We start from the raw sequence: 12,938 nt of genomic DNA, 5'->3' as shown, positions 1-12,938 counted from the left end.
GATTGCTTTGCCCAAAGCCGATTCTTGTCAAAAGATAGGAAGGAGCGCGTGTTGGCGCTGAAGCACAGACCGGTTGGACGCGAGGAGCCGCTGCCGGACGCCGAGATTCATTCGAAAGGGTTCCGGCAGCAGCGCGAAGCGCGCCGCGGCGCGCTGGTCGAGGATTATGTCGAGCTGATCGCCGACCTGATCGAGGACGGCAATGAGGCGCGTCAGGTCGATATTGCTGCGCGGCTGGGTGTCGCCCAGCCGACGGTGGCCAAGATGCTGACCAGGCTGTGCGCCGACGGGCTCGTTTCCAGAAAACCCTATCGCGGTGTGTTCCTGACCGACGCCGGGCGCAAGGTGGCGGAAGAGAGCCGCATCCGCCACCAGACGGTAGAAGCGTTTTTGCGTTCGCTCGGTGTCAGCGCCGAGACGGCGCGCATCGATGCCGAGGGCATCGAGCATCATGTCAGCGCCGAGACGCTGGAAGCCTTTCGCAAGGCGATGATCGCGCCGCGCTGAGGGGTGCCGGGGCCGCACCACTGGAACCTCCGCACGTCAGGCTCGTTGCTCCTGACGTTGCGCGTGATTGTTGCGCGCCAAGGAGGAAAACATGGGCGTCGAACAGGCACCGACCGCGAAGGGCAAGCAGGCGGCCGAGGGTTTGAGGCAGGCAGCGGCAAAGGACGAACGCAAGACCGAGGTCGAAACCGGCCATGCGCTGAAAAAGGGCGCCGCGCGTTTCGAGGAACGCTCCAAAAGCTCGGACGGCAAAAGCGCCGGCACCAAGCAGAAGATCTGAGTTCTGTTCGCAAGCGGCAACCTGCCGCTCATTCCTCGGTGTCCTGCACCCAACTGCGCGGATGGCCGTCGACGCGGAACTGGAATATGAAATAGGGCGGAATGCAGGAGCCCTTGCCAGGCTTGGCTGCGGCCAGATCGTCGTAGCCGGCGGTGCAGATATAGTCCTCGCGGCAGGGATGCGCCTTGTCGCAGGCGCGCAGGCCGGCGGTCTTGGTGAATTCCTTGGTGCAGAATTTGTGGTCCTTGCCCGACGCGACGCAGTCGTTGAAACCGGTCTTGGCCAGGCGGCCGCAAGTCGCCTCGTCGGGAAGCTTGTCGCAGCTTGCCTTGCGCAGCATGCCCCCGGGAAAGCCACCGGTCTTCTGCTCGGGGTTGTCATAGCGTTGGCGCGCCGCGCCATAGCCGGCGAGCTTGATTACCGGTTTCTTGTCGCGCGCCGGATCGATGGCGCAGGCTTTTGCGGTGGCCGGCGACAGGCGGCAATATTTGTCGCTGCCCCAGCTCGACATCTTGATCTCGCCGAACTCGACGGGGTCGCCGACTGCGGTGGCCGCCTCGCTGACGCAGGTGCCGAAGCCCGGATGGATGTCGCTTTCATGGACGCCGGCGCAGCGCAGGCTTTCGCCGCAGTTCCAGTCCTTGAAGCTGGCATCCTTGCCGCTGTAGCAGATCGAGCCCCAGCCATTGTAGAGATCGGTGCCTTTCAGCGCTTCGGCGAGTTTGGCGTCCGGACGGGCGGCGAAGCCGCGTGAGAAATCCGGATGGCCGCCGGCGGCGAAGTCCTCGACGATGGCGCGGCGGCGCGGCAGGTCGGCGAAGAACACCGCCGAGCCGGGGACGAAGACGGCGTTGCGGCGCGGCTCGCTGGCCGGATCGGCGCCGGTGTAATGGAAGCCGGCAATGCCGTGCGTCTGGTGGCAGCCGGTGCAGGTCATTTCGTTGAGACGCAGATTGAAGCCGGCCACCGATTTCACGCTGCGCAGCTCGTTGCCCTTGGCGACATAGTCCTGCAGTGCCTTGTCGATGTCGGCATCGTCGAGCAGCCCATAGGCGATATTGTTTTGCGACCTGGCCATGCCGCCGGGTGCGACCGAGACGGCGCTGGTCGCCAGGAATTTGTCGTCGATGACCAGCCGGCCGCGATCGAGGTCGTAGAGGTTGCGGTCGGTGAGCAGCCATTTGGCGAAGGCCGGCCGGTCGGCCAGAACCACTTTCCGGTCGATCTGGTTCTCCATCTTCGATTCCTGGAAGGTGGACGTCGTTGGGTCCCATTTGAAAATCTTGAGGAGATATTCGGCGTGGCCACCGAAGTCGCGGCGGCTCGAGGCCGACAGCCGGAGAACCTGCATGTTCAGCTCAAGTCGCATGATCTGCGACGAATTCAGCATGGCGTTGGAGAGCGGCCCTTCGTCGGAGCGCAGCCAGGCTGCCAGTTGCTCGGGCGCAAGGTTCTTCTGGCCGGCGGCGAGCCAGCGCTTGGCGATTTCGGCACAGGAAACGGCGGTGGCGCTTGGACGGTCTCTCGAAGCGCGGGCGTGAGCCTCACCGGGCCTGGCGTTGAAGACCAGACTCATGGTCAGCGGCAGCCGCGACGAGATGCGTTGCGCTGTCTTTCCATTCGCCGGCTTTTCCGCGACCGAATAGTGGAAGCGGTAGATCAGCCTGATCTCGCCGCATTCGGTGTGGCCGAGATAGCCGCGGTCCATGCGGTTCACGACGCCGGTCAGGTCGAGCGTCGAGCCGTCATCGTCGATGTATTTCGGGTTGAATTTCTGGCTGGTGTCCTTCGACTTGGCCATGGCCGCGACGTAAGGATCGGGGCTATTGGCAGGCTCGTCGGCGATCTCCTGCTTTACGGCGTTGCGGACAGGGGTCAGCGCGCGCACCGAAAACAGGCCCCGATTGTCGACCTCGCGCGTGAGACCCAGCGCCGGGCCGAGCAGGCGGCTGATCGAGAGGCCGCCACGCTCAAGCGCCTGCAATGTCTCGGGATCGGTTACGGCGACGCTGGAATCGAGCGTCACGGCGCGCGCCGGCGACGGGCCGAGGCATAGCACCACCGCCAGCAGCAGAAATCGACCGATTGTCCGCAAGTCCCCGACACCCCCGTTCGAACCGGATGCTACAGCGCGCATGCCGCCTCGACCAGAGTGCGAACGTGCGATGCCGCTGCCACGAAAAATACTGTGACTTGGCGCAACCATTGCGATAATTGTCTGTTGGGTCGGACTGGGCCACGACATCGGCCAAGCCAGCCGAAATTTGCATACGGGGAGTTGCCATGCTCTGGAAGGGCCGCCGTCAGAGTGACAATGTCGAGGACGAGCGCAGCGACAGCGGCGGCGGTGGTGGTTTCGGCGGCGGCAGCCCTGGCCAGTTCCGCATCCCGATCGGCGGCCGCACCGGCGGCGGCGGCAGCATATTGCTGGTCGTCCTCGTGGTGCTGGCCGGATGGTATTTCGGCTTCGACCCGTCGCAGATCCTGGGCAGCGGCGACGGCGGCGGCGTGCTGCCGGGTGGCGGTGGCCAGATTACCGACAACAGCGGCGGCCAGGACGACGGCGCCGGCACGCCTGCTTCCGACGAGATGAAGCAGTTCGTGGCGACCGTGCTGGCCGAGACCGAAGAGACCTGGACCGGCATCTTCCAGTCGCAGGGCCTGAAATACGAGGACCCGAAGCTTGTGCTGTTCAGCGGCCAGATCCGCTCGGCCTGCGGCTCCGCCTCGACGGCAGCCGGACCGTTCTATTGTCCCGGCGACCACAAGGTCTACCTCGACACCACCTTCTTCCAGCAGCTCGACCAGCAGTTCGGCGCCTCGGGGGATTTCGCCCAGGCATATGTGATCGCCCATGAAGTCGGTCACCATGTGCAGAACCTCACCGGCATCCTGCCCAAGTTCAACCAGATGCGGCAGTCGATGGGTGAGGCGGAAGCCAACCAGATGTCGGTGCGCATCGAGCTGCAGGCCGACTGCTTCGCCGGCGTTTGGGCGCATTTCACCGCGCAGAAGGGCATTCTGGAACAGGGCGACATCGAAGAGGCGCTCAACGCCGCCAAGCAGATCGGCGACGATACGCTGCAGAAGAAGATGCAGGGCTATGTCGTTCCGGAAAGCTTCAACCACGGGACGTCGCAGCAAAGGCAGACCTGGCTGGCGCGCGGCTACAAGAGCGGCAAGCTGTCGGATTGCAACACGCTGACCGGTCCGGTTTGAGGCGCTCGCAAGTTCCAGCCGACCGCGGTCCAAAGCGCATCCGTCGGCGGGCCGATTCACCACCGGCAACAGATGTCAGGAGGAGAACGCCTGAGGCGTTCTCCTATTGTTCCAAAGTGGCGCCTCGCCTATAACGGGCGCCCGCCCAAGGGCGGTCCCAGGGAGCAGACGCCATCATGATCGACCCCAAAACCGCCAGGCGGGGCCTTGCGCTCGTCTTCACCACGCTGCTGCTCGACATTATCGGCTTCGGCATGATCATGCCGGTGTTGCCGGCCTTTCCGGCGTCGGCATCAGCGAAGCGGCGATCGAAGGCGGCTGGCTGTTCTTCGTCTATGCGGCGATGCAGTTCTTCTTCGCGCCAATCATGGGTGGATTGAGCGACCGCTTCGGGCGGCGGCCGATCCTGCTTGCCTCGGTGCTTACATTCTCGATCGACAATCTGATCTGCGCCATCGCCTGGTCCTATCCGATGCTGTTCATCGGCCGCGTGCTGGCCGGCGTTTCGGGCGCCAGCTATTCGACGACGTCGGCCTTCATTGCCGACATCTCGAACGACGCCAACCGGGCGAAGAATTTCGGTCTGCTCGGCATCGCCTTCGGCGTCGGCTTCGTCATTGGGCCGGTGCTGGGCGGGCTGCTCGGCACGTTCGGGCCGCGAGTGCCGTTTTACTTTGCCGCCGGGCTTGCCTTCGTGAACTTCCTCATCGCCATGTTCTTCCTGCCTGAAACGCTCGATGAAAAGCACCGCCGCCGCTTCGAGTGGAAACGCGCCAACCCGGTCGGCACGCTGCTGCAGATGCGCCAATATCAGGGCATCGGCTGGATCGGGCTCGCCTTCTTCCTGATGACGCTCGGCCACATGATGTATCCTGCGGTGTGGTCGTTCGTGTCCAATTATCGTTATGGCTGGAGCGAGCAGCAGATCGGCTTCTCGCTCGGCGCCTTCGGCCTGTGTGGGGCGATCGTCATGGCGACGGTGCTGCCACGCGTGATCCCCAAACTTGGCGAGTGGAAGACGGCGGTGATCGGCCTGACATTCACGGCGGCCAGCGCCTTCGGCTACGCCTTCGCCTCGCAAGGCTGGATGATCTATGCGGTGATCGTCGTCGGCTGCCTCGAAGCACTGGCCGATCCGCCGCTGAGAAGCCTTGCCGCCGCCAAGGTGCCGCCATCGGCGCAAGGCGAATTGCAGGGTGCGATGACGTCGATCTTCTCGATCACCTCGATCATCACGCCGCTGCTCTACACCGCGATCTTTTCCTGGTTCACCGGACCGAATGCGCCCGTAGTGTTCGGCGGCGCCCCCTATCTGGTTGGCGCGTGCTTCCTGACGCTTGCGGTCATTGTCTTTGTGACGAAAGTTGCGAGGCCGACGGCGGTGAGAAGCGTTGCCACCGGCGCTGCGGAAGATGGAGCCCAGATATGAGCCATGACAGCCGCATAGAGCTGACCAAGGACGGTTTGTCGCTGTCGCGGCTGGTGTTCGGCGCCTGGCGCCTGCTCGACAGCGCCGCGCGCCCGGACGCCGACCAGATCGCGCGGCTGATCGGCACTGCGGTCGATCTCGGCCTTACCAGCTTCGACCATGCCGATATTTACGGGCATTACCAGGTGGAAGCTGCCTTTGGCGCCGGCTTGTCGCGCTGGAAGGGCAAGCGCGACAGCATCGAGCTGATCTCGAAATGCGACATCATTCTGGCATCGGCCAACCGGCCTCAGAACCGGCTGAAGCATTACGACACCAGTGCGGCCCACATTGCCGCCTCGGTCGACCGTTCGCTCGCCAATCTCGGCACCGACTATCTCGACCTGTTGCTGCTGCACCGGCCGGATCCGCTGATGGATGCCGACGAGACGGCGGCGGCCCTTGCCGGGCTGGTCAAGTCGGGCAAGGTGAGAGCGGTCGGGGTCTCCAATTTCACGCCGTCGCAGTTCGACCTTCTGGCTTCGCGGCTGCCGTTTGCCTTGGCCACCAACCAGATCGAGATGTCGGTGCTGAAAACCAATGCGCTGGTGGATGGCAGCCTCGATCACGCGCAACGCCTCGGCTATGCGCCGATGATCTGGTCGCCGCTCGGCGGCGGCTTGCTGTTCACCGGCAAGGAAGGGCGAGGCGCGGGTCAGGGCGGCAATCGCGGCGGTGGCTGCCGAGATCGGCGCCGGCGATCTCGCCGCCGTCGCCATCGCCTGGCTGCTGCGTCATCCGGCGCGGCTGGCGCCGGTGCTGGGCACGATGAAGCCCGAGCGGCTGGCCGCCATGGTCAAGGCGCTGGAGATCGACCTCGACCGCCAGCAATGGTTTGCCATACTGGAGGCCAGCGAAGGCCGGCCGGTGGCGTAAGGTTAGATACTAGGCTTCGATCCATTCGCTGGGCACGTCCAATGCCTTCGACAGCATGGTGCTGGTTTGCGCCGATGGCTTGCGGCGATTGGATTCAAGGTCCGACAGGAAGCCCTGGCTGACACCGATGGCATCAGCGAACTCGCCCTGCGTCAGCTTGCGCCAGTTGCGCAGCGCCTTGAGCCGGCTGGAACCTCGCAAAATATCCATGGTCACCTCGGCGGGCAGAGGCTTTTCCGTTTTGAACTCGGCCTTCCGCTCATCGTAGATCGCCACATCCGCAGCGTCTTCTCTGGCTTCTTCGGCGGCATGCAGCAATGCCTCGTAGTCAGCCTTCGGGATGACGACCAGTTCTTCCCCGGTTGAAGTCCTTATGATTTGCGGAGCGTTCATGATGTGCTGTCCTATGGCCGGCTGTAGGTCGTCGTTTCGCGCTTGCCGATGTAGATCGCGAGGATTGTCGTGCGATCTTCATCAATATAACGCGGTAGCAACCGATCCGAAGTCTGTAACCGTCTCGGCCGGCAAGACGTTCTACATCCCCACGCCCGCTGATGGCATAAGTGTTCAAACCCTCAGAGACCTGCTCGCGGACATCGGCCGGCAGGTTGTCGAGATCGCGAGCTGCCAACACCGAGAGGATGATCGTCTTCACTCGCGCAATATCGCAGATTTATCGCTCGAGGCTAAGCGATATTATCGCTGCTACACAGGCCCGTTCGGCCAGCAGTTCCTCGCCGCGCTTTTCGCGGATCAGGTTGACGAAGCGGCGGAACAGATAGTGCGAGTCCTGCGGGCCGGGCGAGGCCTCGGGGTGGTGCTGGACCGAGAACACCGGACGTCCGGTCAGCGCGATGCCGCAGTTCGAGCCATCGAACAGCGAGACATGGGTTTCCTCGACGCCCTCGGGCAAGGAGTCGGCATCGACGGCAAAGCCGTGGTTCATCGAGACGATCTCGACCTTGCCGGTGGTATGATCCTTGACGGGGTGGTTGGCGCCGTGATGGCCCTGGTGCATCTTGGCGGTCTTGCCGCCCAGCGCCAGGGCCAGCATCTGGTGGCCGAGGCAGATGCCGAACACCGGAATATCGGTCTTGAGCAGGTCCTGGATGACCGGCACCGCGTAGTCGCCGGTGGCTTCCGGGTCGCCGGGGCCGTTGGAGAGGAAGATGCCGTCGGGCTGCATGGCCAGGATTTCTTCCGAACCGGTACCGGCCGGAACCACGGTGACCTTGGCGCCGAGGCCGGAAAGCAGGCGAAGGATGTTACGCTTGACGCCGTAGTCGATGGCGACGACGTGCATAGACGGCTCGGCCTGTTCGCCAAAGCCTTCGTTCCACACCCAGGGCGTTCCACGCCAGACCGAGGACTGGCCGGAGGTGACTTCCTTGGCGAGGTCAAGCCCGATCAGGCCCGACCAGGCGGCGGCCCGCCGCTTCAAATCGTCGAGGTCGAAGATGCCGTCGGGCGCGTGCGCAATGACGGCATTGGGCATGCCCTTTTCGCGGATCAGCGCGGTCAGCGCCCGGGTGTCGATGCCCGACAGCGCGACGATGCCGCGCTTCTTCAGCCACTGGTCCAGCCCGGTGTCGGCGCGGTAGTTGGACGGGTTGGTGACATCGGCCTTGAACACCGCGCCAACGGCGCCGGCACGGGCGACCGGGTTCAAGTCCTCGATGTCCTCGTCATTGGTGCCGATGTTGCCGATATGCGGGAAGGTGAAGGTGACGATCTGGCCGGCATAGGACGGGTCGGTGAGAATTTCCTGGTAGCCGGTGAGCGCGGTGTTGAAGCAGACTTCGGCAACGGCGGAACCGGTGGCGCCGAGGCCGCGACCCTCGATGACGGTGCCGTCGGCCAGCACCAGAAGGGCGGTCGGCTTTTCGGTTGCCCAAGGCGGGGTCAGTTCGGGGGTCATCTCGGCCATGGCGACGCTCCTGTCACGCTGCGCGCTTCGATGGCGGGCCATCTGCGCAGCAAACGGCGCGGCCGATCTCTCGAGCCTGCGCGCATCAATTCTTTGTCTTGTGCAAGGCCGAGTACATAGGGGAAGGCGCCAGAGCGGTCAATGATGCCCGTGCCAAAAACGGCGAGCATTTGTTTCGTCGAACGATATCAGGGCTTTGGCGCGTTTGCTTTGCGGATGGGCCGCGGTTATTGTCCGCGCCGTTCGAAGGAGAAAGCATCATGCGCGCAAAAATCGCCGAATCCCTGAAAAGCGCGATGAAGGCGCAGGACAAGCACCGGCTGCCGACGCTCAGGCTGATCCAGGCCGCCATCCACGACCGCGACATCGCCAATCGCGGCTCGGCCAAGGACCCCGCCAGCGACGAGGAGATCCTGCAGATCCTGGCCAAGATGGTGAAGCAGCGCGAGGAATCGGCCAAGGCGTTCGAGGACGGCAAGCGCCCGGATCTGGCCGCGCAGGAGCGTGGCGAGATGGAGATCATCCGCGGCTTCCTGCCGACGCAGCTGGATGACGCCGCCGTAACAGCTGCGGCGCGCGAGGCGATCGCTGCGACCGGTGCCGCCAGCCAAAAGGACATGGGCAAGGTGATCGCCGCGCTGAAGCAGAAATATGCCGGCCAGATGGATTTCGGCAAGGCCAGCGGCATCGTCAAAGGCCTGCTGCAGTAGGAGCCGACACCGCTTCAATGGCGAAGGAGAGCAGGGGGGCATTACCTCTGGGCAAGAAACGGTCCGCACCGGCTTAAGCGAGCCAAGCCTTGACCTGCCGGAGAGCCCCACCATAATCGAAATCGTCAAACCCACGCTCGAACATCTGCCCTCCTACAAGGCGGCGCTCGAGCGTGGCTGGTCGCCGGACAATGTCCGGCTGATGGAAGCGACGCGCGAGCAACTTGCGGCGATCGACGAGGATCCTGCGGCGTTCCTTGCCAGCCTCGACGATCCCGAGGCCAAAGGAGGCCCGATTACCTTGCCTAATGGCACGACAGTGCCGCGGCTGCCCGGCTTCCGGCGCTGGATCTGGGACGGCGAGGCCGCCGGCTCGATCGGCTTTCGCTGGCAGCCCGGTACGGCCGCACTGCCGTCGCATGTGCTCGGCCATATCGGCTATGCCGTGGCGCCGTGGAAGCGCGGACGAGGCTATGCGACCGAGGCGCTGCGGCTGATGCTGGACGAGGCGAGGGCTGTTGGTTTGCCATATGTCGAGATCACCACCGACCTCGACAATCCGGCCTCGCAGAAGGTGGTGCTGGCCAATGGCGGCCGTGTGGTCGGTCCGTTCATCAAGGACGCCGCGTATGGCGGCGCCGAGAGTTTGTTGTTCCGGATCGATTTGTAGTCCGACGCTATTCGGCCGCTGCCGGCAGCGGCGGCGCTGCCCGGCTGCGCCCCTCCCAGATGTAGGAGGCAAGTGCCACCACCACCGCCACCAGCATGGCGGCAGCGCCCACAACCGGCAGGCTGCGAAAGCCGTAGCCGGCATTGAGCATGGCCGCGCCCAGCGACGCGGCGAGCGCGATGCCGACATTGAAGCCGGAGGGGATGAGCGAGGAGGCGAGGTTGGAGGCGTCCGCCGTCCAGGCCAGGATGCGGGTCTGGATCGGCGTGCCTATGGCGAAGTTGAGGCCACCCCAGATAACGATGGCGATGACCATCGGCACGGGGTAGGGGCTGACGGCATAGATCACGCCCAACATCACCGCCTGCAGCGCAAGCATGGTGATCAGCGACGGCATCAGCTTCCAATCGGAAAGCTTGCCGCCGAGAAAGACGCCGACCGTGGCGCCGACGCCGTTGAGCAGCAGCACCCAGGGGATCAGGCTCTCGTCGAGATGGGTCACCTCAAGCAGTGTCGGGGTGATGTAGGTGAACAGGCCGAACTGGCCGATCATCAACATCAGCATCAGGATCAGCGAGGTCCAGACTTGCTGGCGCGCCAGCACGCGAGCCTCGCTGCCAAGGCTGGTGGATGGGCTCGATGCGCCCGTTTTGCGCGGCAGGAGGGCGGCCATGGCGGCAAACGCCACCACGCCAAGCGCGCACATCACCCAGAAGGTGGCGCGCCAGCCCCAGAGATTGCCGATTGCGGTGCCGGCCGGCACGCCGATGACATTGGATACGGTGAGGCCGGAGAGGATGACGGCGACAGCCATGCCGCGCTTGTCCTCGGGCACGAGGCCGACAGCCACCACCATGGCGACGCCGAAATAGGCGCCGTGTGCGACGGCGACCGCAATGCGCAAGAGCAGCATCGAGGTAAAATCGGGCGCCAGCGCGCAAGCGGCCTGGCCGATGGTGAAGGCGACGGTCAGGCAAAGCAGCAGCGTCTTGCGGGAAATGCCCTTGGTGGCGAGCGCCAGCAATGGCCCGCCAACCGCGATGCCGCCGGCATAGCCTGAGACGAGATAGCCGGAGGTCGGGATCGAAACGCCAAGGCCGTCGGCCACTTGCGGCAGCACGCCGGCAATGACGAATTCGGTGGTGCCGAAAGCGAAGGCGGCGATGAACAGGGCAATGAGCGGAAGCATGGCGCGGAAGCGATCCTTGAACGAGTTGGCCTCAAATCATGGATGGCGCTTGCCGGCAATGCAGAAATTTTTGCGGCCGGTTTAGGTTTTCTTGATCAGCTCGCCTTCAACCTGGAGCCGCCGAGCAGGCCGCGCTCTTCCAGCACCGGGTAGGCCATCGACGCCAGCAGCGAGTTGATCTGCTTCAGGTCGCGGATGGTGTCGAGGTGGATGGAGCTGGTCTCGACGCTCTTGGCGGTGCCGTCGCGCAGGCGCACGAAATGGCTGGCGCTGGTTTCCTTTTCGCGGTCGCGCAGCCGGTCCTTTTCCAGCACCAGCTGGCGGGCAGTCTCAGGGTCGCGCGACACCAGCACGTTGAAGGCAAGCCTGGCGTTGGCCAGCACCGAGGTGTGGAAGGCGAGCAACTCACTCCAGCCCTCGGGCGTGAACTCCAGCCCGCGCTCGAACTTCTTCTTCACATGCACCAGCATGTTGCGCACGATGATGTCGCCGACCTGCTCGAGCTTGACGCAGGCGCCTATCAGCTCCTGGCAGCGCAGCGCCTCGTCCTCTGTGAGCGAGTTCCTGGTCAATTTGGCCAGATAGAGCTTGATCGCCGCGTGCTTCCTGTCGACGCGGTCGTCAAGGGCGGCCAGCGCCTTGATCTTGTCGCCGTCGGCGCTTTCATACAGCTCGATGATGCGCTTGAGCATGATCTCGACCGTCTCGCAGACGCGCACCACCTCGCGGGTGGCGTTGGCCAGCGCCTGGCTCGGAACGTCGAGCGCGCCGTCGTTGAGGGCGGAGAGTTCGACCACATCGAGCTCTGTAGCCGGCGCCGGCTTGGTGCCCATTGCGACGATCTTCTCGGAAGCACGATAGATCAGGCTGGCAAGCGGCAGGCCGGCGAGCAGGATCAGCACATTGAACAGTATGTGGGCGTTGACGATCTGGTCGGGCACGGTGGCGCCGAGGAAGGCGACCGGCGGCTTCAGCGTCATGAACAGGATCAGCATCACCAGCGAGCCCATGCCGCGCATCAACAGATTGCCGATCGGCACGACGCGCACGCCAGGTTCGGCACTTCGGGTGAGCAGCGGCGCGATGATCGACGAGCCGAGATTGACGCCGAGCACCAGCACGATGCCGAGTTCGGGCGGGATGAAGCCGCGGCCGGCCAGCGTGACCATCAAAAGCACGGCGGCGATCGAGGAGTGGAACAGCCAGGTGACGAGCGCGGCGAGCAGATAGGCGGTGACGTAGTCGCTGGAGAAATATTCGATGATGAGCGGCATCAGCGTGCTCTGGCGCAGCGGCTCCGAGGCCTGGCCGATCATCTCCAGCGACAGTACCAGAAGGCCGATGCCGACCAGGATGCGGCCGAACTGGCGCCAGTCGCGCCGCTCGGTGGCCATGAACATGACCGTGCCGGCGACGAGGCAGATCGGCACCAGCAGCGTCAGATCGAAGGTCAAGAGCTTGACCACCAGCGCCGAGCCGATCTCGGCGCCGCGCACAGCCAATTGGCCCGACATGCCCGAGACGATGCCGGCGCCGGCGAAGGAGCCGACGAGAAGCGTGACGGCGGTCGAGCTCTGCAGCGCGATGGACAGGCCGCAGCCGGCCAGCACCGCCATGATCGGATTGCGCATGGTGGAGCGCAGCCGGTGACGCAGCACGTCGCCATAGGCGCGCTCGACGCCTGTCTTGACCATGCGGGTGGCAAACAGCATCAGCGCCACCGCGCCCGCCAGATGCAGCAGGACGACGGAGCCGCTCATTTCGAAACCCGCACGCAGACAGCTACCGCGACGCGGAGGGCGCGCAGTGCAGGGAGGAAAACGGGGCTGCGAATCATGGTCATGACAGTCTTGAACAATATCCGGAATATTTTAGCCGGGTAATAAAATCTTGTCGATTTCAAGAGCCGTCGCGGCGCGACAGGGCGTGTCGGAAAATGGACGGATGCGCAAATGGTTGCATGGCGGATCCCTGGTGATGGCAGCGGATCGTCCCGGTTTGCCGGACTCCCGGCAATCGCCTTTGCGATGATGTTCAAATATCCAGGATAAGCACCGGATTTCATTACCTAAATGTAATGCTAGTGTTCAGT

At 64.1% G+C, this 12,938-nt stretch carries 10 protein-coding genes and 2 pseudogenes; 7 read left to right on the top strand and 5 right to left on the bottom strand.

Annotation, left to right across the window (positions count from 1 at the left end; all coding sequences use genetic code 11):
* The first annotated feature begins 51 nt into the window (after positions 1–51).
* Together mntR and NKH38_RS00180 are read left to right on the top strand one after the other, a co-directional pair.
* Complete coding sequence (gene mntR, locus NKH38_RS00185; RefSeq protein WP_023672433.1) at positions 52–507, top strand: manganese-binding transcriptional regulator MntR; 456 nt, start codon at positions 52–54, stop codon at positions 505–507.
* Positions 508–598: 91 nt separating this feature from the next.
* Complete coding sequence (locus NKH38_RS00180) at positions 599–787, top strand: hypothetical protein (RefSeq protein ID WP_023672434.1); 189 nt, start codon at positions 599–601, stop codon at positions 785–787.
* A 28-nt stretch (positions 788–815) separates the two neighbouring features.
* On the opposite strand, the gene NKH38_RS00175 is transcribed toward NKH38_RS00180, so the two are convergent.
* Positions 816–2,882, bottom strand: a complete 2,067-nt coding sequence (locus NKH38_RS00175) for a hypothetical protein (RefSeq protein WP_031239573.1) — start codon at positions 2,880–2,882, stop codon at positions 816–818.
* A gap of 188 nt (positions 2,883–3,070) precedes the next feature.
* Here NKH38_RS00175 and ypfJ point away from each other — a divergent pair, with 188 nt between their 5' ends.
* From ypfJ to NKH38_RS00160, 3 genes and pseudogenes are all read left to right on the top strand, one after another.
* The gene (ypfJ, locus tag NKH38_RS00170) at positions 3,071–4,006 is read left to right on the top strand and encodes a KPN_02809 family neutral zinc metallopeptidase (RefSeq protein ID WP_023672436.1); all 936 of its coding nucleotides are present in this window, start codon (positions 3,071–3,073) and stop codon (positions 4,004–4,006) included.
* Positions 4,007–4,182: 176 nt separating this feature from the next.
* Positions 4,183–5,435: pseudogene (locus NKH38_RS00165) on the top strand (TCR/Tet family MFS transporter).
* Positions 5,432–6,350 (top strand): annotated as a pseudogene (locus NKH38_RS00160) (aldo/keto reductase). The pseudogenes NKH38_RS00165 and NKH38_RS00160 overlap by 4 nt, the downstream one beginning before the upstream one ends.
* Positions 6,351–6,359: 9 nt before the next feature.
* Here the strand turns inward: NKH38_RS00160 and NKH38_RS00155 are convergent.
* Positions 6,360–6,743: a helix-turn-helix domain-containing protein gene (locus tag NKH38_RS00155; protein ID WP_023731614.1), complete on the bottom strand. Its 384-nt coding sequence runs from the start codon at positions 6,741–6,743 to the stop codon at positions 6,360–6,362.
* Positions 6,744–7,023: 280 nt separating this feature from the next.
* The gene (gene carA, locus NKH38_RS00150; RefSeq protein WP_352758351.1) at positions 7,024–8,277 is read right to left on the bottom strand and encodes a glutamine-hydrolyzing carbamoyl-phosphate synthase small subunit; all 1,254 of its coding nucleotides are present in this window, start codon (positions 8,275–8,277) and stop codon (positions 7,024–7,026) included.
* 260 nt (positions 8,278–8,537) lie between these two features.
* Here carA and NKH38_RS00145 point away from each other — a divergent pair, with 260 nt between their 5' ends.
* A complete protein-coding gene (locus NKH38_RS00145) occupies positions 8,538–8,987 on the top strand; it encodes a GatB/YqeY domain-containing protein (protein WP_352639420.1) in 450 nt (149 codons plus the stop codon).
* Between the two features lie 112 nt (positions 8,988–9,099).
* Positions 9,100–9,657, top strand: coding sequence for a GNAT family N-acetyltransferase (locus tag NKH38_RS00140; protein ID WP_023731617.1), 558 nt, complete (start codon positions 9,100–9,102; stop codon positions 9,655–9,657).
* Between the two features lie 7 nt (positions 9,658–9,664).
* Here the strand turns inward: NKH38_RS00140 and NKH38_RS00135 are convergent, their stop codons facing one another.
* Both NKH38_RS00135 and NKH38_RS00130 read right to left on the bottom strand, forming a co-directional pair.
* Positions 9,665–10,846: an MFS transporter gene (locus NKH38_RS00135; protein ID WP_352758349.1), complete on the bottom strand. Its 1,182-nt coding sequence runs from the start codon at positions 10,844–10,846 to the stop codon at positions 9,665–9,667.
* A 95-nt stretch (positions 10,847–10,941) separates the two neighbouring features.
* Entirely contained in the window at positions 10,942–12,606 is a 1,665-nt protein-coding gene (locus tag NKH38_RS00130; RefSeq protein ID WP_023672443.1) for a Na/Pi cotransporter family protein, read from the bottom strand.
* Between the last annotated feature and the right edge of the window lie 332 nt (positions 12,607–12,938).

The sequence above is a fragment of the Mesorhizobium sp. M1078 genome (genome assembly GCF_040318615.1).
GTDB lineage: Bacteria > Pseudomonadota > Alphaproteobacteria > Rhizobiales > Rhizobiaceae > Mesorhizobium.
Note: the sequence above shows the minus strand (reverse complement) of the source record. Positions and strands in the feature narration are given on the sequence as shown.

Excerpts from the sequence above, each read along its gene's own strand:
- NKH38_RS00180 (WP_023672434.1), top strand. The coding sequence starts at position 599 with ATGGGCGTCGAACAGGCACCGACCGCGAAGGGCAAGCAGGCGGCCGAG.
- ypfJ (WP_023672436.1), top strand. The coding sequence starts at position 3,071 with ATGCTCTGGAAGGGCCGCCGTCAGAGTGACAATGTCGAGGACGAGCGC.
- NKH38_RS00155 (WP_023731614.1), bottom strand. The coding sequence starts at position 6,743 with ATGAACGCTCCGCAAATCATAAGGACTTCAACCGGGGAAGAACTGGTC.
- carA (WP_352758351.1), bottom strand. The coding sequence starts at position 8,277 with ATGGCCGAGATGACCCCCGAACTGACCCCGCCTTGGGCAACCGAAAAG.
- NKH38_RS00145 (WP_352639420.1), top strand. The coding sequence starts at position 8,538 with ATGCGCGCAAAAATCGCCGAATCCCTGAAAAGCGCGATGAAGGCGCAG.
- NKH38_RS00135 (WP_352758349.1), bottom strand. The coding sequence starts at position 10,846 with ATGCTTCCGCTCATTGCCCTGTTCATCGCCGCCTTCGCTTTCGGCACC.
- NKH38_RS00130 (WP_023672443.1), bottom strand. The coding sequence starts at position 12,606 with ATGAGCGGCTCCGTCGTCCTGCTGCATCTGGCGGGCGCGGTGGCGCTG.